Source organism: Mesorhizobium sp. M5C.F.Ca.ET.164.01.1.1 (assembly GCF_004792125.1).
In the GTDB taxonomy this organism is placed as follows: domain Bacteria; phylum Pseudomonadota; class Alphaproteobacteria; order Rhizobiales; family Rhizobiaceae; genus Mesorhizobium; species Mesorhizobium wenxiniae.
The window spans coordinates 237,592-256,942 of sequence record NZ_SRTG01000006.1 but is presented as its reverse complement, the minus strand read 5'-3'; the positions used below and the strand labels follow the sequence as shown (position 1 = coordinate 256,942).

Sequence of the window (19,351 nt, the reverse complement as noted above, 5' to 3'; positions counted from 1 at the left end):
CTTTGCCTTACAGTTATAGAGCGTCGCCTCGCTGACCCCGTGCTTGCGCGCCAGATCGCCCGTCTTCGCACCCCCCCTCGTGCTCCCGGAGCACGGCGATGATCTGTTCTTCCGTGACCGCATCCGCTTCATTCGTCCGTCCTTCATTCGAGAGCGGACTCTACTCCAAGTGGAGGAAAAACTCAGTGGCAGGTCAGTTTGCCAGCCCGACTGACTTCTTCAACATCCTGCTAGGTTCGCTCACAATATGTTAATGCGTGAAAAGGAGGCATGTTATTATGCGGCTGGCCTCCGCCATTTGTACGAAACTTCTCACTGCCTCTTGTTATCACCCAATAATTTCTTCCACCGGCGTTAAAACGATCTACGCTGCTTTGATTGGCTACTCCAGCAATTTCCACTTCTTGCTGTGGCGACTCTGCAACTGTAAGCGTATGCTGCTCTTCTCCTCCACTGTCCCCAAGGTTGCGGTCCGTTAGCCGCTTGGTAACGTCCGCCCCGGCACCAAGAGCGAACCTTCCAACGAGTGGCTGGAACAATTGCCAACCATCGGGACAACTTTCTAGGTTAAACGCCATTACAGCGCCCTTTGGGACGGCAATGCGAATTGCGATCTTCGCCTGAAAGGAGGCTTCCATTGCCTTCTGCGCGCAATCCATCACTGTAGTGCACGTGGGCTGATCTTGACCTACCGCCAATCCATATCCACCCAACGCAGCGACCCCGCCAATAATAATGATGGCTCGATATCGCACGATTTTCTCCTATTGAACTAAACCGGCCCACACTTGGTGAAGGCGTCTGTACTCATAAATATCGCGCTGTAATCTTAGGCTAAGATCGTTCACGTCCTCATAGTGACACTTGGTCAACTCTGCTACTCTCTGCATGTCACCGTATATGAACTCTACGTATTTCGCCTCGCTGGAAGGTTCCAGTTCGTTCAAGCGCAGAAACGCCGCGGTCTTCAGCCGATCATACGATTCAATAGGGTTCGTGATGTCTTGGGGTGTCAGCTCGACCGCGCCGAGTTCAAAATATCCAAGTAGTACAAACCGAGGACGGGTTTCGCCGACCGTGTTCAGTGCTTTCGCCAATGCGACCTGCATTTGATCGAAGGCCGTTGCCGCGGAGCATCGGACAAATCTGCCTGCATCGGCCATTATCCTCTTCTCGAGATCAGAGACCTGTTTAAAGGCCGACGATATTGTTAGTTCGCCGCGAACAAACGTCTTTTGGATGACCGAGTCTACGCCGACAAGGTATTCGCGTATGTTCTTGTCGATCGTTTTCCCGGACTCATCCAAAGATTTCTTGAGATCTTTGAGCATCAGATCCGCGCGCTCCACGGCATGGATCAGATTTTCAGTGCCGGCATCCAACTTAAGCGGATCGGTAATAACGTTTACCGCATCTTTCCAGAAATCTGCGTGAGCAGATGCTGTCATCCAAACGGCAAGAAAGGCGGAGCCGAAAAAACAGAAAACTTCACGTGGTGCGCAGACATTAAATGCGCGCATGAAATCCCCTCCAACTTTCGCGCGGCAATCTTTAGATTTGGTATTCTAAATTCCCTTGGGGAAGAATGCGAATCTTTTCTGCCAATTGAGCAAGGGAGCGCCTTTCGTTGCGGGGTGATTTGCCCGCATCGTCCTCTAGGGAATTCTGCCCGAAGGGTTGCGCCTCTTTCGATAGCATCCCCTGATCTGGCAAGCTTCGTGGACGTCTCGGGGTCAGTCCGGTACCGGACGACGGAAATCTTCTTCTGTTCTGGAAGATGGTTCCGTTCTGTGTGGCGACCTCACCGCGCTCCTGTGCAGACATATAAGTCGGCCGGTGTCTGGGCTACCAGTTGGAAGGCGTGGCATTGCGGGGAGTAGTCTGCCTCCAAAATCCGGGCCGCAGGTCCGCTATCGTTCCGACGCTGCAAAGCCGCCCGTCCGCTGCCGGCCACGAACAAGACGTTCATCGAGGCGCCGCAGAACATCGGCTCCTAGCGCAACGTCGCCCTACAGCTTGCTGTCTCTGAAGTCAGCTTTTGGGCTGCAGCCAAGGCGTTTTGAACGGCCGAGGTGAGGCGCGAAGCGGCCATACCCGTGCTGACACGAAGGTCGGCTCGGGGTCACGACCGTGAGTTCCGGCGGAGTCTCCTTATAGGCAGCTTCGTCACATAGCGGCGGCCAGAGTTCTCTTCTGGCGGCGCATAGCTGCCATTGTGTCTGCAAATCGACCGTTTTCCGTACACGCTTCTGCCGACGCTCGATCGACCAACTTTCTCGCACTCGCTTGTCCGGAAAATATGTCCTGATTTCTATTGTGTGGATAACGGTGTTGGCCTAGAATCCCGTACATGCTCATAGGATATGCGCGCGTCTCGACCCTCGACCAGAATTTGGATTTGCAGCGCGATGCGCTGACAAAGGCCGGTTGCACAAAGATCTTCGAAGAGAAGAAGTCCGGCCGCGCTGGCACGAAGCGTCCAGAGTTCGATGCCGCACTCGCCTTCCTTAGGCCTGACGATGTTCTCGTAGTCTGGAAGCTCGACCGCCTCGGCCGATCCCTCGTGGAGATGATGCGAACGATCGACACGATTCGGCGCCAAGGGATCAAGTTTCAGAGCTTGACCGAGCAGTTTGACAGCGAATCCGCACATGGACGATTTGCCCTGCAGATGCATGGGGCAATGGCGGAGTATTTTCTCGATCTCAATCGCGAGCGAACGATGGAAGGGCTCAAAGCTGCTCTCGCCCGCGGCAGAAAAGGCGGACGCCGAAAAAAGCTCAGCGACGCTGATATTGAGGCAGGCACCGCCATGCTGAAGGCCGGAACCATATCAGTTGCAGAGATCGCAAAGAGGCTTGGCGTCGCTCGTACGACTTTCTACGCTTACTTCCCCGCTGCGCGATCGCGCCAGGCGGCCGCCCTTTAGCGAGTCATGCTTCTGCCGGGATATCTATAAGCTGCTCGATGAGTGTCAGCGCCTTGGGCCAGATATCCACCGCTCCGGCCGCATGGGCGTTCGTCGCGGCGAAGCCAGCCCAGATGCCACAATCTTGATCGGGTGCAAGGTCCAGGCGTGTGGAGGGCTTGCGAAATGCAACTAACAATCCACGCCATGCTTGGTATGTTGACACCATTGCCAGGCCAGCGGGGCTGTGAGGCTCGGATCTACCTTCCATGCTGTGCAGGTGGCGGTAGATACGCGACACGCCTTCGAGCGGTGGGTTAGCGTCCTCGATCCTGCGAAGGTATGCCGCGTAGTGGCGACGCCCAGTTGCATCCAGCGCATCAGCTGCAAAGACCTTTGCACCAGCCACCGCAAGCATTCTTTCCCGTCTTTGCTCCTGTTCTTGGGCCCTTGTTCCAATTAGACGCGGCAGGAGGGGCAAAAAGCTCGACCTGCCACTGTCAGGCATGTTGTCGTTCAGCGTACGTACGTACGAAGATATGACTGGGCAGACGCTCGCTGGATGGTCAGAGAAGCGCCCTCCGGCAAGCAAGGAGGTAAGTTCCATCGCACAAACGCCGTCCGCCGGTGAAGCGTGTCGGTCTCGAGCCAATAGTACCGGCGAAGTCGCGACCTCGAATGGGGGTAAAGAGCTCATGCGCTTTCAAATCCTATTCCACGCCTTGGCGGACACCGGCCGTAGCAAGATAAAGAGCCGCATCAGCCCGAGGCGCTACTTTGACTCCCCATTGGCCGCCCGCTGCCTCGCAATCTTCAGCCGTCTTGCCTGCAAACCTCGGCCTGAAGGTCATGAATCGCTGACCGCAAATGCGCTGCAACTGTATTAGCTTTACGCCAACCGGAACCACCCGGATCAATTTTGAAAAGCAATCCTCAATTGCGTCATCGAAGCTATCATATTCCTCGCTCTCGCCACCTAGCCATACGGTAACAAACCCGCACGCCCAATCAGCCTGGGTGATGCAGACGCCATCGTGGCAGAGATGCATCGCGTAACTGCCTCGATCCTCCACAGCCGCGTCCAGATAAGCCTGAACCGTATCCTGATCGGAAAGACCAAACCACGCGCTTCTGCCTTCTGTCAGCAGCGTGGTGAACGCCGATCCGCCGCCTAAAGTCGCGATATACACGACCAACACTAACACTGGCACTATCAGCGATGTAATGCGCTTTGCTGCCCTGCTGCTCCTTGCCATTCCCTATTCTGCCGCCCCAACCTTCGAACAAGATGTGCACTATAGTTCGTCGCACTAAAGTTCACAATTCGCCACGCATGCCAGATGGACATGCGTCAACTCGTTGCAAAGAACGTGAAGCGCTGCCGCATCGCAGCCGGCCTCACGCAGCACGAGGTAGCGGTCAAGATGGGCGTCGACCGCGCCTATGTTAGCGGGCTGGAAATGGGAAAGAGGAACCCAACCGTGATTACGCTTTGGCAGATCGCGGAGGCGATCGGTGTCAGACCGGTCGATCTGCTGACGGAAGACTAGTCGTCCGATGTCGCCTCGGCGCATGCAGGCGATGTCCTCATCGGTCCAATAGCGCAGCCTCGGCCTCGGCTGCGGCGTCCATCGCCCTGTCAAACAGCCGGAAGTAAGTTCGCCACCACATGCGTGGCGGCTTCTCCGGAAAGGTCTCGTACATGCCACCTTCGTCGCCCAACCTTTTCCGGATTTTGTCCGACCTACGTGCCGCTCGATCCCAAGGGCGCTCCTGCTGACACTTGTATGTCAGGCGGTGGCAGTGCCGGCACAAAAAGTAGGCCCCTTTCTTGTAGAGCTTGGCAGCCCTGCGGCCGCATCGTCGGCCATCGACAACACCCGTGCAGATGAAGAGCGGCCGTGAGCCACCAAAGTGGCAGGGCACATGTTCCAACCCGACGGAGTAATCTACGTCAGTCAGGCCGGAGCAGTACGTGAGCCTTAGTCGGCCAGGAAGTGCTCGCATGCTGAGCCAGAAAGTGCTCCCGCCGGACCCTCGCCAATTGACGAAAATATGTCGCCCTGGGATCAAGCATCCAGCGCGACGAACCCAGTTCACATCGATCGAGGGATACCCCTCGACAGTGTCGGCACCAAAGCCTGGTGGCCGTCCCGATCCTCTCCCGCCCATCAGTCAAAGCTCAATCCGAACGACCTGATGGATGACCCTTGCACCGCTGGTTTCAGCGCGAAAAGACAGCTGCAACCCCTCTTGAAGGGCAAGGGACAAAACTTTGCGATCTCTACGCCTCGGCACGTCCACGTAAGCTGCACTGGGCGCAGCCAGTGCACTAGCGGGTACCATCACCCCTCGCGCCGTGTCGCATGGTGCCTAACAGGTACTCTGCCGAACCGCTGAACTGTGGTAACATAGTACCACACTTCTGCGGAAAGCCAAAGGCCGGCGGTTGCGCGGGCGAATGTCGCAGGGCGGGGTTTGCGGGGTTTGCGGGCGTTTTCGGCGGGAGGTCATCTAGGTCGACATCTGCTGGGTCACGAAAAAGGCATCGCCTTGATTGGGTCAAAAACAAACCCCGCAAACCCCGCAAACCCCGCCGTACTTGAAGCGGCATTCCACCTAGACTATCAGGGCACTTCTCAGGCGCGTGAATGAAGCTTTCTCGCTCACTCGGTTGTGACAACTCGCCAAAGCCGCGTCTTTGCGTGGAGATCGGTCGACATTTCCAACCGCCTGCCACTTGCTACGCGGCCCGCACGATATCTAAGTACTCGCCCAAGGCTCCTTGCTGACCGAGTGGCATTCTCGCTGAACTCCCGTAGGGTTTCAGCCAGCCTGGCTCCAGCGATTGAACTGCCGCCTGGGGCGTCTCGATAGGGAAGTACCGCCTCTAATACCTTCCCCGCAGTAAAGGGGAAACTCCCAAAAATTTCCGACAACGCCGTGAGCATCTCCGTCAGCGTTTCGTAGTCGGGATCGGCGCTCTGGGCGGCGATCACTACGTTCATAGGGTCGCCGAATTCTCCATCTCGACTAGACCTGCCCAGCCAAACCACAGTTTGACGCACCAGATCGTCCCAGTTCTCGAAGGAAGCCATCCGACCGGGTGCTCGGCCCATGCCACTGGTAAGCCATCCCCGCACAAGGGTGAGCCCTGCGGCCGCCATTTCTTGGCGGTGGCCCAGGACATATTCGAGCGGGTCGAGGTCAAACTCCCGAGCAAATGGCCGATCGGTTTTGGGGTCGATGCGGCAAGTCAGAACTCGTCGAGCCATATCACCCGTCAAAGTCAAATTGTTCCCGGTCATCAGAAGCAACAGCCTGTTTGGAACCGCGATCGTTTCCGACCGGCCTAGGACCCTGTCCGTGTAGCTGCTGCTTGTCAGCGCCGCAGCCATTGCGGCAGAATCGAACGTGCCAACCAGGTTGTCCCACACGATGACCCGACGGCCATATAAGAGCGCCGCGAAAATTCGTTTACGGACCTCTTCGTCGTCCTTGCCTCCCGCATGCGCATAGACAGCGGGTGGTTCGCCGGTGGCCAATACTCCTATGCAGCTGGCAAGAAGCGTTTTGCCGCTGCCCTGGACAGGTGCATCAAATCCAAAGGCAGGCGCAGTTGGCAACGATGGGCGCAGAATCGCCGTCAGAAGGGCAGCGAGAAACACGCCTCGATCGTCAGCGGTGACGAATGGGAAGTCTCGGAACGGCTTCAACAACTGAGCGAGCGCCAGTTTCACCTGATTGCGGGTCGGGACTTCGGCGATGTCGTCAGTTCGCACGCCGGGTATGTCAAGAAACAAACGTGTTTCGACATCGTAACCGGGGCTCGCCAGAATTGTTCCGTCAAGCCTGAGCGTTGGAGCCGTTATGACCGCGTTGAGAGGTTTGACATGGCGTCGTTCGCCAATTGAGAGCAATTGTTTGATTACAGGGTCCGGTGGATCAACCAGTACCCTCTTAAAAGTGCCGTCATTCAAGGCCGCCAACCGATAATACTGGATAGCGCCACCTAGCAAATGTGCTACTCCAGCCTGGTCGAGCGGGAAAATATGCCCGCCCTCGATGACTACAAGTGCGCCACCTAGATCGAATACTTCAGGTAGATGACGCAGAACCGCCAGAGTTGCGTCGACCGTGTCCCGAGCTTTGCCTTTGATGACTTCGATTTCATGCAGCTGTCGAAGAAGCCGATATGATTGCCCACCATGAGCGAAGCTGAATAGCATGGGTCGACTGCCCTGCAGGAAGAGCTTTCCAACTAGCCGGCCGCCGTCATATCCAGGCTCAATCGGGTCCAAAGTTAGCACGCCGTCAAATTGGGTTGGGTGAGCCAGCACCTCGCCAACGGTAATCGGCTTCTCCACGCTATCTTCCACAACCACAATCTGAAAATTGGCGGACAGCGTGCCGTGTTGAACCGCACGCTTAGCGACATCCTTGGCGATAGAAAGTGACGCGTCGTCTGCCTCGGATCCTGCGATCTCAATAGCTTTGGCCTCGACCCATGCTTTCTGGATGTCCGAAGCCTCTGGCACCTTTTCGGCACGTGCCCTTGCGAGAATTGCCTTCAGCTCTTCTTGTTGATTGCGTTCTAGGTCTGGGATGGCGAGCCTTGTATCGATGATGCGGTTTTCGCCTGGGATAATAACGGGTTTTCCGCGGCGTTGCTCAAGCGGCCGCCTGCAAGACGCCCCAGCGGCGAAGTCGAGCCGATTTGTTTGCCAGACTGTCCCATCGACAATTGTTCGCAGCAAGAGTTGGCCAGATTTACTTATGTTCACGTAACCGAACCCGGCGAGCCAAAGCGCATCTACAATCGCTTTGCCTGCGCGCGGAATGTCGCGAGCGTCGCTGACCGCTAGGTACAGTCGTTGCCCTCGCAACCCTGTCAGATCCTCGCCGGTGTCGGCGTTAACGATGTGTGATGAAGCCGAGGGATACCAGAGCATAGTGGCATCCGTTAGTCCGGGAACAGCGCCACGAATAGCTGAAACGAGTTGTTCGCAATCCAGCACTTCGCCGGGCTCAGGATCGTAGTCCAACATCAAGATCCCCGGCCCCTCCTTCCACGAGAACATGTCTGACGTACGAGTTAGAAGGTTTTCTGAATCCGGCGACCTAAACCAGGCGTCACGGGTAGTCAGCATCGCCGGAGCTTTTTTCGGAAGCCCGTAAATAAGCGCGCAATTCGGTCCGAGGAGTTGCAAAGCCTCGCCGAAATCCTGAAGGTCGTCAACCTTGAGAATCCCAACTCTGCCCTCGATAAGGACACCTCCCCCACATTTTTGAAGCACGCCTTCTTCAAGCCAAAACTCCTTAGTGAGGGTTTTGGGCCTGCTCGATCGAACGACACTGAACGATATTTTTGAGCTGTCCACCAGTTCGGCCGGCGCATCCATCGAACGCTGGATATTCATGGCTTCAATGACCGCAGAGCGTCGAGTTCTGATGTCGATCGAACCGGCTCACTAATTCTGGATTTCGCCCAGTCATCGAGATCGCTGGTCGCATAGATCGGAAAACGTCCAGCCTTTCGAAACAAAGGGCCGCCGCCTACCGTTGCCAATTTCGCAAGCCACGCGACTGCGCACGGGATGCCCCATCGTTCGCGGACGTGGGCAGCTGCCTCTTCTCGGCGGAGAAATTTCGGAGCTTGCTGAAAAGTCGGTGTGGTGTCTGAATGTAGCGAGGATAAAGAGCTCATCACAGCACCCACATTGGCAGGTTAGGCGCTACGTCACCTGTTTCCCAGATCACTGCGAAGAGGAGCAGTGGTAAACGATCAGTATCTCTGCGGCAGACGCGCTCTTCCGTCTCGTCCCTCAGATACGGATGCGTACTCAAAATCGGATGGTGAACGGGCTGAAGTTTGAAACGCGATTTCATCGCGACGCGATCGAATACCAGAACGGCTCCCCGAGTCTCGCCGCTTGGTCTGCGAAGCAATGCCCAATACGCAGCCACCTCTGGTGAGCGCGTGAAGGAGACGGCTTCACCGCCGGCTCCTGAGAACCTAAACCGGCCTTCAGTAAGAATGCGCGTTGCGTAGCAAGTACCGTGAAAAATGACGTCACGTCCGCTCGTCCACCGGCGGATGTATCTACCAAAGGTCGCTGGAGATGGGTTACGGTCGCCTTCTGAAGGAAGATCAAGCATTTGGAGCTCCGACGGTGGAAAAGTGGAGCTATTGAATAATCGTGATCGGCTCTGGCTTTCCACGAAGAAGTACTGGGGCCTATTTTTCGTTAGGGTCGGGCGCGGAAAAAAGGTCGGACTCAGCGCTGAAGATTTTGGCTCCTCTCTGATACTGCAGCTCTACCCTACGAAGCTCCTGATTTAACTCGGCGGCATGTCGGCGACAGGCCTCTGTTTTGCTAACGCCGGCGGAAGTCACGATCACATTGATGGCGACAAACGTTTGATAGTCACGCCACGAATCTCGCCCGCCTTTATTTTCAAGAGCTGGCGCACGAAGAGTTGCAATGAGGGCTGCTCTAACGTCAGTGTCGACGGGACCGTGATAATGCAGATACTCAGCGAGAGCAGTAGGTCGTCCGGTCATGAGGAATTCCATCCAGGCGTCTGCCTGCCTGTCAGCTAAGTAAGCCCGGAACCGCCCGCCATCGTCGTCCTGCTTCTTCATCTAGCATCCATCAGCACAGCCACATCGCTGGGCCACTTTCCGGCTCTTCTGGGATGTTGGTTGCGTTTCTCTGGTGGCATGTCCTCGTCCCAGTCAGTGGCGGTAGACGGATTGCGCATAGCGTAGGCTCAGCGATTGCGAACGACTATTGGAACTCTCGGTTTGCTGAGATGACGCCGAGAAGAGACACCAGATTGGAGACCACGACGCAGAGTGCGCCTACTATTTGCCTACTGACGACGCTACCAAACAGAAAACTAGCGCTAGCCCTTCCGGATTGGGCATTCAATATCAGATAGTTATATGGTGGGCGATGACGGGCTCGAACCGCCGACATCTTCGGTGTAAACGAAGCGCTCTACCAACTGAGCTAATCGCCCGCTCCGGGCCGGACCTTTAAGCAGTTAGGGCAAGCTTCGCAAGGCCAAATGAACGCGCAATGCCCTCGCCGCTGATCATTTTCGGCATCAAAATTCGGCTTGTCAAAAAACCTTCTCCTGTTTGCTGTTATGCTGTCGCGCTCCGCTTGACACCCGGTGGCTTACGCCTTATCCACCGCCCCAACGACGAACACGGCTGACCGTGCTCGTCTTGCGCGGGTGTAGCTCAGTTGGTTAGAGTGCCGGCCTGTCACGCCGGAGGTCGCGGGTTCGAGCCCCGTCACTCGCGCCATTTTCAATCACTTAGCTGATTGGAAATGAAAAAGATCTCTGAATGCCGGACCGGCAATTCGGATACTGGTGTCGACTGGCACTCGATAAATCCTAGCGCTTGGTCTGATTTTCAGAGACCCGTTCGATTTGGCTCATCACCGCTTGAGGATCGACGTTCTGAGCTAGCTGGGGCAGTTCGTCATCTGCTGGCGTCGGTACCTTCAAACGCTCCGTCAGGGCGGACATCATTTCGATCAGTCGCGTGGTTTCATGCTCGTTGAGCAGGCTGATTTGCAGATCCAGCTCAGCGCGGCGCTCGCTGAGCTCAGCCATTCTGTTCTGGTTGATCAGTACAAAGGTAGACAGGAAGATCGCCTCAACCGAAGCTACCATTGCCAATATCACAAAACTTGGGTCCCAGGGTGGAACAGCCGGGATCGCTCCAAGGTTCAGCACGACCCAGACGATCAGAATTGAAAGGTGCAGGTACACGAATGCCATGCTCCCCGCGAAACGGGAAATGACGCCGGCAAGTCGATCTTGAAACGCCCGATGCTGCTCCTGCTCTCGTCGATGGTCAACCAGAGCTTGAATGTTGTTGTGGAGAACCGACTGCATGTCGGCGGATTGTGGCGCGGCCATGGACATCAAGGCCCGACTTTAAGCGCTAGAGGCGCCGGGGTTTTCTCGACAAACTTGCCAACGAGACCAGCCATTTCCGAATTTCCTTTCCCGAATTTTCGTCCAGGAACGCGCAAGACTTGCAGTGATTTATTCACCCGTTTCGTCGGCACCTCCGTGGAAGAAGGATCGGATTTCCTCCCTGTCGACGCTGTCATCGCCGTTCTCGTCGACGGCGTTGAATATCCGCCCGATGAAATCCTGAACTTCGGTTTGAGAAAGCGCACCATCGCCGTCGGCGTCCACTATGGCGAACATCATTCGCATCCGTGCGCCATGCATCATCCCGCCTCCCATTCGGCGCCCGTCATGCGGACCTCTGCGGAAATCGCGATGCCAACGGTCGCCACCTCGTCGTTCTGCTCGGGGCCGGCGATGCTCTTGCATTCTCTCCTCCAGCATCTCGGTCATCATCTGACGCATCATATTGCGCATGGAGTCTTCGGTTGGCCCGCTCACTCCTGGCGCTGGCTCTGAGCCACGATCCTGTGCAGGTGCGGCGGGCGCAGGTGAGCTCGTCTGGGATACTGCCGGGGAAGCCAGCATAGCCAACGCCGCGGCAACTGCTGTGGTCTTGCTTGCTAATGTCATCGTATTCTCCTTGGAGAATGGTGGACCGAACGTGTCGGCATCCAAGCCAAACCCGCTGCTCCCCGCATGGTTCCTGGCGAGTTGGTAGATGATCGCTGTGTGCCGGTTCATCCTTCGCGCTGCCGTAGAAAAATGCGGTCCTACAGCGACATAGAGCAGTGATTCGCTTTGCAGCGGGCCAGAAGACCATTTCCGACCTGTCACGCTGGAGGTCACGGACGGCCTAGTTTTTATGCGCACAGAGGATTTGGTTCTTCGACTGAGCCCTGTCGACGGTCGCTGTCGGCCGGCCTCCAGCTGCCAATCTCCAACGTCTGCGATTAGCCGTAAGCCCCCGCGCCTTCGTCATCCTAGGGCGGAGCAAGGAGCGAAGCGACGCGGCGCAGACCCTGGGATCCATGCCGTGACATCAGCCGAAGAATGCAGCGGCTCAGAACGGCGCTTGTATCCGCCACTGCGCCAGCTACCCTTCAACCATGACCGGCTATGCCTACATGACCGCGAGCCAGAAGCGTGGCACGATCTACATCGGTGTCACCAACGATCTCGGCCGCCGCATGCCGGAGCACAAATCCGGCCAAGGCTCGCGCTTCACCAGCCGCTACGGCGTGCAGCGTCTGGTCTGGTACGAAGAACATTTCGACATTCGTGACGCCATCCAGCGCGAGAAGTCGCTGAAGCGCTGGCCGCGCCAGTGGAAGATCGACCTGATCGAGAAGACCAATCCGGAGTGGTTCGAGCTTTTTCGCGGAACGGGGTGGTAGCGTTCGGTTCTGGTCCGCAGGAGCACTGCCGCGAGGTAACGGCATGGATCCCCGGGGTCTGCGCCGCGTCGCTTCGCTCCTTGCTCCGCCCTGGGATGACGAAGTGGAGGGGTGCTTCGGCTAATCTCGAAACTTTCAGTTTCCTGAAAGTTTCAACTTTTTGTATTTGTTGCGTTCCAAGCCTGTCATATGCGTTTGAGCATTGGATTTTCCCGAACCCGGTTCCCACTTTGGGTCCGATGCTCTAACGGAGAAGAAGCCTTGGACGCCCTGAAATCGCTCATCGAATCGCGCCATTTCGACCTCACGATCATGGTCCTGATCCTGATCAACGCCGTCACGCTCGGCCTCGAAACCTCGCCCGATGCGATTGCTGTTTTTGGCCCGCTTCTAACAGCCATCGACCGCGCGATCCTCGGCGTCTTCGTGCTCGAACTCGCGATCCGGGTGGTCGTCTACAGGACGAATTTCTTCCGCGATCCATGGCGCATCTTCGACCTTTTCGTCGTCGGTTTCGCGCTCATCCCCGCGACCGGTTCGCTCTCCGTGCTGCGGGCGCTGCGCATCCTGCGGGTCCTGCGCCTGATCAGCATCGTTCCGTCGCTGCGCCGTGTCGTCGCCGGCTTCATCACCGCCCTGCCCGGCATGGGCTCGATTATGCTGTTGCTCGGGCTGGTGTTCTACGTCTTTGCGGTGATGGCGACGAAGCTCTACGGCTCGTCCTTTCCCGAACTGTTCGGCGGTATACCGGAATCGCTCTTCACGCTTTTCCAGGTCATGACTCTCGAAGGCTGGTCGGACGGCGTGGTGCGCCCGGTCATGGCAGTCTATCCGACCGCCTGGCTGTTCTTCATCCCTTTCATCATCGCGACCTCGTTCACCGTGCTCAATCTGTTCATCGGCGTGATCGTTTCGGCAATGGAGGCCGAGCATGAAGCCGTAGAATCGGCCGACAGGGCAACGCTGCACAGCGATCAGGCCATCATCCTCGCGGAGTTACAGGCGCTGCGGGCAGAGGTCCGCCAATTGTCCGGCGTTCGCAGCTAGATCCGCCTCATTCGGCGCGACAGGTACTTCCCCGCGAGCATTGTAAAACACAGCCATTCCCATCCGTAGGCAGCTTCTAATGGTGTGGTGCCGTGAAAAAGTCCGCCGCTCCATTTGCGAAGCGGCGGGCCCCCCAGTTACCCCCCGATTGCCAAGTCAAGGTTGCCTCCCGGCATTGCTGACCGTGCAATTGCGGCGCCAGACCCAGTGATCCATTACGGGACACCTATGCCAATGACGCAAGATAGGTTTGCCGATTCATATTAACTGTGGCTAATATGTCACCGTGGTCGGAACGGACTAAAGTAGAGAGCGCCGGCCAGGCTGCGCGGCCTCACCCCTTGGCGAGCAATGCCTCGACCTCTTGCAGTGTCGGCATCGACGGCGCCGTGCCGGGCCGGGTGACCGAAATGCCGGCAACGGCGCAGGCGAAGCGCACCGCCTGCAGCGGCTCCATGCCTTTGGCGAGCGCTGCCGCCAGGCCGCCATTGAAGGCATCGCCCGCCCCTGTGGTCTCGACCACCGCGCCGGCATTGACCACGGGAACATGGTCGGAACGATCGGCCGTGTGCAGCAGCGCGCCTTTTTCGCCGAGCGTGATGATCGCCGAACCGACGCCCTTGCTGAGCAGACTGTCGGCGGCGCGGCGGGCGTCGTCGATGGAGGACACATTGATACCGGTCAGTTCCTCGGCCTCGGTCTCGTTCGGCGTGACATAGTCGCAAAGCGTATAGATGCGGTCAGCAAGCTTTGCCGCCGGCGCTGGATTGAGGATGGTCGTCACGCCTGCCCTGCGCGCGATCTCCAGCGCCCGCAGCGCCGCCTCGATCGGCTGCTCGAGCTGGGTGACGAAGACGCCGGCCGAGCCGATCAGGCCGGCGTAGCCCTCGATGTCGTCGGGCGAAATCAGCATGGCCGCACCGGGGCTGACGATGATGGCGTTGTTGCCGGTCGTCTCCTCGACGAAAATATAAGCCGCACCCGTGTAACTCTCCGGCGTGTCGATGACGGCGCTCTTCACGCCTGCTTGCGCCCAGGTTTGCCTGGCCATATCGGCAAAGGGATCGACGCCGAGGCGCGTCAGGAAAGTGATGTCGGCACCGAGACGGCCGGCCGCAACCGCCTGGTTGGAGCCCTTGCCGCCGGGGCCAAGCGTGAAGGATGTTCCAAGGAGCGTCTCGCCCATGCGTGGCTGGCGGGCGGCGCGATAGGCGGTATCGGCGACAAAGACGCCCAGTATGACGACAGGCTTGCCTGGCATCTCCCTACTCCGCATCCGGCGGAACGACGCCCTTGCGGAAGGCGAAACAGCCATAGAAGCGGCGCTCGCCGGTCTGGATGACGCAATAGGCCTTTTTGGCACGTTCGTAGAAGGCGTAGCGTTCGACCGAAATCATCGGCCATGGCTTGCCCTCCGCCGCGTCGATCTCGTCTTGCACTTGCCTCTGCACTGCGGGAATCTCGTCCGGCTTGCCGACGATCTCCATGCGGGCGGCCGCATCGTCGACGAAATTGTCTAGCGGATAGAGCGACAGCACCGCCTTGACCACGTCCGCGGCCGGCGCATCGATGCGCAGCAGTCGGCCGAGGACGGTCTGGCGCGCCACCGAATCGGAGGGGAAATTGGTGTCGGCGATGATCAAATCGTCCCCATGGCCCATCGCCCGCAGCGCCTGGAGCACGTCGGCATTGAGCAGCGGATTGATCCCTTTGAGCATGGCATTCCTCCCGAACGGTCTTTTTGATGCGAAGCCTGGCGCGTGATCCCGAAAAGTGATGTCGGTTTCGGATAAGATCATGCGCAAATTCAAAGTGTTAGAGACGACGGCCGGTCTCTGCGTCGAAGAGGTGGACCTGGTCCAGCCGTGGTTTCAGGTGAAGCGTGTCGCCCGGCTTGAAGTCGTGGCGCTCACGGAACAGTGCCACCATCTCGCCCTCGCCGAAACGCAGAAACACCAGCGTTTCGGAACCGGTCGGCTCGACGACGGAAATCTTCGCCAGCACGCCGTCGGGGTGGATTTCGAGATGCTCGGGCCGTACGCCGTAGACTACCTTGCGGCCATCCTCCACGGCGCTGTTCGCGGCGATAGGGAACGGCGTCCCGGCGATCTCGACGACAGGCTTGTCGCCCTTGCGCACCACGCCCTTGAGCAAGTTCATCGAGGGCGAGCCGATGAAGCCGGCGACGAACAGATTGGCCGGCCGGTCGAACAGTTGCAGCGGCGCGCCGACCTGCTCGATGCGGCCGTCGCGCATCACGACGATCTTGTCGGCCATGGTCATGGCTTCGATCTGGTCGTGCGTGACATAGATGGTGGTGGTCTTCAGCCGCTGGTGCAGTTCCTTGATCTCGGTGCGCATCTGCACACGCAGCTTCGCGTCGAGATTGGAGAGCGGCTCATCGAACAGGAACACCTGCGGGTTGCGCACGATGGCGCGGCCCATGGCGACGCGCTGGCGCTGCCCGCCCGAGAGCTGGCGCGGATAGCGCTTGAGATAGGGATTGAGGTCGAGGATATCGGCGGCGCGCTTGACCCGCTCGGCGACCACAGCCGGATCGGTCTTCCGCAGCTTCAGCGCAAAGGCCATGTTCTGCTCGACCGTCTTGTGCGGATAGAGTGCGTAATTCTGGAACACCATGGCGATGTCGCGTTTGGCCGGCGGCAGATGATTGACGACACGGTCGCCGATCGCGATCGTGCCGCCGGAAACGGTCTCCAGCCCCGCCACCATCCTGAGCAGCGTGGACTTGCCGCACCCCGAAGGACCGACCAGCACCACGAACTGCCCGTCGGCGATGTCGACGCTGACATCGTGCAGGACCTTGACGGTTCCGAACGCCTTGGCCACATTGCTGATCGCGACTTGAGCCATGGGCCCCCCTTTCGTTGCGGTGAAGCTAAACAACGCAAACGGCTAGGGCAAGTCAGTCTTTTATAGATAAAAAACCCCATTCTCGTTGACACGGCACTTGGTTGTGAGAATAGTGAAAGGGCTCGGGTTATGACCCTGTTCCGGGCGCGCCGGCACGCTCGTCCGGGCCACGGAAATCAAAGTGTCGCGGAGGAAAACTTGGGCCGCTATTTCCACGAGTCGCTGTTGTTGGGGAACACGTCCAGCGCTCCAAACACCCGAAACAATTACCATTGAGATTCTGGGAGGAACGAAATGAAAGTCAGCCTTTACAACCAATTTATGCGCGCGGGAGCGACTCGCCGCGATGTCCTTAAAGGCGCGGCCAGCATGGCCGCGATCGCAGCGGCCTCCGGCGCCGGGCTGGGCGCGCTGACGCGCCCGGCTTCCGCCGCAAGCGAGCTGCGTGCGCAGATCCTGCAGATCCCCGGTGTCGGCAAGGGCCAGCCGACCGATGCCGACTTCCAGCAGGTCGGCGAGCTTTGCCTGGAGGCGACCAAAGCCAACGTCAAGGAAGGCGAATTCGCCGGCGTCCAGCTCACCTTCATGGGGCTCAACAACCAGAACCTGCACAATGTGCTGTTTCGTGGCTTCCTGAAGCCTTGGGAGACCTACACCGGCGCCAAGATCAACTGGATCGACCTGGCGCAGGCGGACTACAACGCCCGCCTGCAGCAGTCGATCGCCACCGGCACCGTCGATTTCGACATCATCGAGATGGGCGCGCCGTTCGAAGGCGATGTCTGCGGCAAGGGCCTCACTTCCGAAATGCCGGACTGGGTCAAGGACCAGATCGACATGAAGGACGTCGTGGCCTATCTGCAGCCACCGGTCGGCACCTGGGACGGCAAGCAGTACCGCGTGACCGTCGACGGCGATGCGCACAACTTCAACTACCGCACCGACGTGTTTGCCGATGCCGACCTCGCCAAGGCGTGGAAGGACGGCGGCGGCGGCGGTGAATGGGGCGTGCCGAAGACCTGGCAGCAGGTGCAGGCCGTGACCAAGTTCCTCAAGGGCAAGCAGTTCCAGGGCCAGGACGTCTTCGGCTATCTCGACGCGCCCAAGGCGTGGGGCGGCTTCGGGTTCTACTTCCTCGGCAGCCGCGCCAGCGCCTATGCCAAGCATCCCGACGACAAGGCCTGGCTGTTCGACGCCGACACGATGAAGCCGCGCATCAACAATCCAGCCTGGGTGCGGGCGATCCAGGACGTTATCGACGCGCTGCCTTCCGAGCCTGCCGATCAGATCAACGCCGACCCGAACACCACCGCCTTCCAGCAGTTCTTGGCCGGCACCGGTTCGATGGTCACCTGGTGGGGCGACGTCGGCTCCAACGTCAAGACCAACGACAGTTCTGTCGTCGGCGACGTCACCGGCTTCTCGATCCTGCCTGGCTCCGACGACGTCTACAATTCCAAGACCGGCCAGTGGGATAAGCTGGCAAGCGGCCCGAATTATGCGCCGAACTGCGCCTATCTCGGCTGGGGCGTCTACGTCATGGCACGGGTCGATAGCGACGAAAAGAAGAAGAAGGCGGCGTGGTCTGCCGCTGCCCATCTCGGCGGCAAGGACCTGTCGCTCTGGTGCGCGGCATATCCGTCCGGCTTCCAACCCTACCGCAACTCGCATTTCAACATTCCGGAATGGGTGGCGGCCGGTTACGACGAGGCTTTCATCACCTCGTATCTGAAATCGGAGGCCGACAGTTACAACCATCCGAACGCCGCGATCGAGCCACGCATCCCCGGCATTTTCCAATATTACAGCGCCGCCGAGGACATTCTGGCCAACACATTCGCCGGCAAGATGACGGCGCAGGAAGGCGCCGACGCCATCGCAGCCGCCTGGGAGAAGCTGACCGACCAGATCGGCCGCGAAAACCAGGTCAAGCTCTACAAGGCCTCGCTTGGCTAGGCTGAGATTCTAGGAACCGCAGTCCGGCGACGCAAAGCCGCCGGACTGCATCTTGACCGGCCAGCCGGTCATAAAAGCTTTCAGTGAACGGACGAGACGCGTGGCTGACCAGACTTTGTCCACCAATGCGTGGCCGGCAAACGCCGCTCCATCCGATCTGATATCGCCGGGCCGCAAGCGGCTCGGTCGGGCGTTGATGGCTGCTGCGACCCTCGGCCTACTGGCAGTGATCGCAGTTCAGATCCTCTACAAGACAGAGGTCGACACGATCGGATTCGAGACCTGGCGGCCGGTCGTCTATGCCTATGTGCTGTGGGGTATAGCACTCGGCGTCGGCCAGGTGCTGACGCGCGGCGAAGACGGCCAGCGCGCGCTGTTCCTGTTGCCGGCGCTGCTGTTCACCATCGTCATGGTTATCTTCCCGACGCTGTTCGGCTTCTACATCGCGCTGACCGATTGGAACCTCAGTTCCTTCTCCGGCCGGAAGTTCAATGGGCTCGACAATTTCTGGCAGATGCTGGCCGATCCCTACTACCGCAACGCGCTGTTCAACATGGTGCTCTATGTGCTTGCGGTGCTGGTCGAATATGTCATCGCCTTCGGCCTTGCCCTGCTGCTCAACGCACAGATCAGGGCGCGCAAATTCTTCCGTGTCGTCTTCCTCATGCCGTTGATGCTGTCGCCGGTCGCCGTCTCGTGGATGATCGGCAAATCGCTGATGGAATACCGGTTCGGGCCAGCCGCGGCGCTGGCGCGCCAGCTCGGCTGGGAAAACCCCGCCTTCTTTTCAAACCCAATCACCGCCCGCATCTCGATCATGGTGCTGGATGCCTGGACCTTCATCCCGTTCATGATGATCATGCTGCTCGCCGGCCTTCAGGCGATGTCGCGCGAGGTTCTTGAGGCCGCCAGGGTTGACGGGGCCAATGCCTGGCAGACCTTCTGGCAGGTCACGTTCCCGCTGATGCTGCCGGTATCGGTGACGGCGATCATCCTGCGCATCATCTTCAAACTGAAGCTTGCCGACATCATCATCACCGTCACCTCGGGCGGCCCGGGCGGCGCGACCGATTCCGTGTCGAGCTTCATCTATCGCGAGTATCGCGACCGCTCGAATGTCGGCTACGGCACCATGCTGGCGATGGCCTACCTCATCATCATCATCGTGTTCGTGACGTGGCTGTTGAAATTCGCCAACCGCTTCGTGCGCAACGTCAATTGATAGGGGCGG

At 58.6% G+C, this 19,351-nt stretch carries 18 protein-coding genes, 2 tRNA genes and 1 pseudogene; 8 read left to right on the top strand and 13 right to left on the bottom strand.

The genetic code is table 11. The features are described 5' to 3' along the window. From EN807_RS26870 to EN807_RS26860, 3 genes and pseudogenes are all read right to left on the bottom strand, one after another. Positions 1 to 103: pseudogene (locus EN807_RS26870) on the bottom strand (transposase); the annotation flags it as partial. Positions 104 to 230: 127 nt separating this feature from the next. Beyond that, positions 231 to 755: a hypothetical protein gene (locus EN807_RS26865; protein ID WP_135937359.1), complete on the bottom strand. Its 525-nt coding sequence runs from the start codon at positions 753 to 755 to the stop codon at positions 231 to 233. Positions 756 to 764: 9 nt separating this feature from the next. After that, complete coding sequence (locus tag EN807_RS26860; RefSeq protein WP_135937358.1) at positions 765 to 1,520, bottom strand: hypothetical protein; 756 nt, start codon at positions 1,518 to 1,520, stop codon at positions 765 to 767. A gap of 830 nt (positions 1,521 to 2,350) precedes the next feature. On the opposite strand from EN807_RS26860, the gene EN807_RS26855 reads away from it, so the two are divergent. Beyond that, complete coding sequence (locus EN807_RS26855; RefSeq protein ID WP_135937357.1) at positions 2,351 to 2,929, top strand: recombinase family protein; 579 nt, start codon at positions 2,351 to 2,353, stop codon at positions 2,927 to 2,929. A gap of 4 nt (positions 2,930 to 2,933) precedes the next feature. Here EN807_RS26855 and EN807_RS26850 read toward each other — a convergent pair whose 3' ends face one another. Beyond that, positions 2,934 to 3,326, bottom strand: a complete 393-nt coding sequence (locus tag EN807_RS26850) for a hypothetical protein (protein ID WP_135937356.1) — start codon at positions 3,324 to 3,326, stop codon at positions 2,934 to 2,936. Positions 3,327 to 3,618: 292 nt separating this feature from the next. Then, positions 3,619 to 4,164: a hypothetical protein gene (locus tag EN807_RS26845; protein ID WP_135937355.1), complete on the bottom strand. Its 546-nt coding sequence runs from the start codon at positions 4,162 to 4,164 to the stop codon at positions 3,619 to 3,621. 84 nt (positions 4,165 to 4,248) lie between these two features. Here EN807_RS26845 and EN807_RS26840 point away from each other — a divergent pair, with 84 nt between their 5' ends. Beyond that, entirely contained in the window at positions 4,249 to 4,458 is a 210-nt protein-coding gene (locus EN807_RS26840) for a helix-turn-helix transcriptional regulator (RefSeq protein ID WP_135937354.1), read from the top strand. Positions 4,459 to 5,574: 1,116 nt separating this feature from the next. On the opposite strand, the gene EN807_RS26835 is transcribed toward EN807_RS26840, so the two are convergent. From EN807_RS26835 to EN807_RS26815, 4 genes are all read right to left on the bottom strand, one after another. Continuing rightward, on the bottom strand, positions 5,575 to 8,328 hold the full coding sequence (locus tag EN807_RS26835; RefSeq protein WP_135937353.1) for a hypothetical protein: 2,754 nt from the start codon (positions 8,326 to 8,328) through the stop codon (positions 5,575 to 5,577). A 286-nt stretch (positions 8,329 to 8,614) separates the two neighbouring features. Next, positions 8,615 to 9,067, bottom strand: coding sequence for a hypothetical protein (locus EN807_RS26825; RefSeq protein ID WP_135937351.1), 453 nt, complete (start codon positions 9,065 to 9,067; stop codon positions 8,615 to 8,617). Between the two features lie 79 nt (positions 9,068 to 9,146). After that, positions 9,147 to 9,554, bottom strand: coding sequence for a hypothetical protein (locus EN807_RS26820; protein ID WP_135937350.1), 408 nt, complete (start codon positions 9,552 to 9,554; stop codon positions 9,147 to 9,149). Between the two features lie 304 nt (positions 9,555 to 9,858). Continuing rightward, positions 9,859 to 9,934: transfer RNA gene (locus EN807_RS26815), tRNA-Val, on the bottom strand. 215 nt (positions 9,935 to 10,149) lie between these two features. On the opposite strand from EN807_RS26815, the gene EN807_RS26810 reads away from it, so the two are divergent. Next, positions 10,150 to 10,226, top strand: a tRNA-Asp gene (locus EN807_RS26810). 92 nt (positions 10,227 to 10,318) lie between these two features. On the opposite strand, the gene EN807_RS26805 is transcribed toward EN807_RS26810, so the two are convergent. Beyond that, a complete protein-coding gene (locus EN807_RS26805; RefSeq protein WP_246684376.1) occupies positions 10,319 to 10,708 on the bottom strand; it encodes a DUF1003 domain-containing protein in 390 nt (129 codons plus the stop codon). 51 nt (positions 10,709 to 10,759) lie between these two features. On the opposite strand from EN807_RS26805, the gene EN807_RS35750 reads away from it, so the two are divergent. From EN807_RS35750 to EN807_RS26790, 3 genes are all read left to right on the top strand, one after another. Beyond that, complete coding sequence (locus tag EN807_RS35750; protein WP_189522587.1) at positions 10,760 to 11,365, top strand: hypothetical protein; 606 nt, start codon at positions 10,760 to 10,762, stop codon at positions 11,363 to 11,365. Between the two features lie 590 nt (positions 11,366 to 11,955). Beyond that, entirely contained in the window at positions 11,956 to 12,243 is a 288-nt protein-coding gene (locus EN807_RS26795) for a GIY-YIG nuclease family protein (RefSeq protein WP_128242753.1), read from the top strand. A 261-nt stretch (positions 12,244 to 12,504) separates the two neighbouring features. Further along, positions 12,505 to 13,290: an ion transporter gene (locus tag EN807_RS26790; protein WP_135937347.1), complete on the top strand. Its 786-nt coding sequence runs from the start codon at positions 12,505 to 12,507 to the stop codon at positions 13,288 to 13,290. 334 nt (positions 13,291 to 13,624) lie between these two features. Here EN807_RS26790 and rbsK read toward each other — a convergent pair whose 3' ends face one another. The 3 genes from rbsK to ugpC form a co-directional block, all read right to left on the bottom strand. After that, positions 13,625 to 14,551 carry a ribokinase gene (gene rbsK / locus EN807_RS26785; RefSeq protein WP_135937346.1) on the bottom strand — a complete coding sequence of 309 codons (927 nt, stop codon included), beginning with the start codon at positions 14,549 to 14,551 and terminating at the stop codon, positions 13,625 to 13,627. A gap of 4 nt (positions 14,552 to 14,555) precedes the next feature. After that, on the bottom strand, positions 14,556 to 15,008 hold the full coding sequence (locus EN807_RS26780; RefSeq protein WP_135937345.1) for an RbsD/FucU family protein: 453 nt from the start codon (positions 15,006 to 15,008) through the stop codon (positions 14,556 to 14,558). Between the two features lie 97 nt (positions 15,009 to 15,105). Continuing rightward, positions 15,106 to 16,164 (bottom strand): sn-glycerol-3-phosphate ABC transporter ATP-binding protein UgpC, encoded by a 1,059-nt coding sequence (ugpC, locus tag EN807_RS26775; protein WP_135937344.1) that lies wholly within the window; start codon positions 16,162 to 16,164, stop codon positions 15,106 to 15,108. A gap of 294 nt (positions 16,165 to 16,458) precedes the next feature. On the opposite strand from ugpC, the gene EN807_RS26770 reads away from it, so the two are divergent. Both EN807_RS26770 and EN807_RS26765 read left to right on the top strand, forming a co-directional pair. Then, a complete protein-coding gene (locus tag EN807_RS26770; RefSeq protein ID WP_135937343.1) occupies positions 16,459 to 18,120 on the top strand; it encodes a sugar ABC transporter substrate-binding protein in 1,662 nt (553 codons plus the stop codon). Positions 18,121 to 18,220: 100 nt separating this feature from the next. Continuing rightward, a complete protein-coding gene (locus EN807_RS26765; protein WP_127316289.1) occupies positions 18,221 to 19,342 on the top strand; it encodes a sugar ABC transporter permease in 1,122 nt (373 codons plus the stop codon). Positions 19,343 to 19,351: the final 9 nt, after the last annotated feature.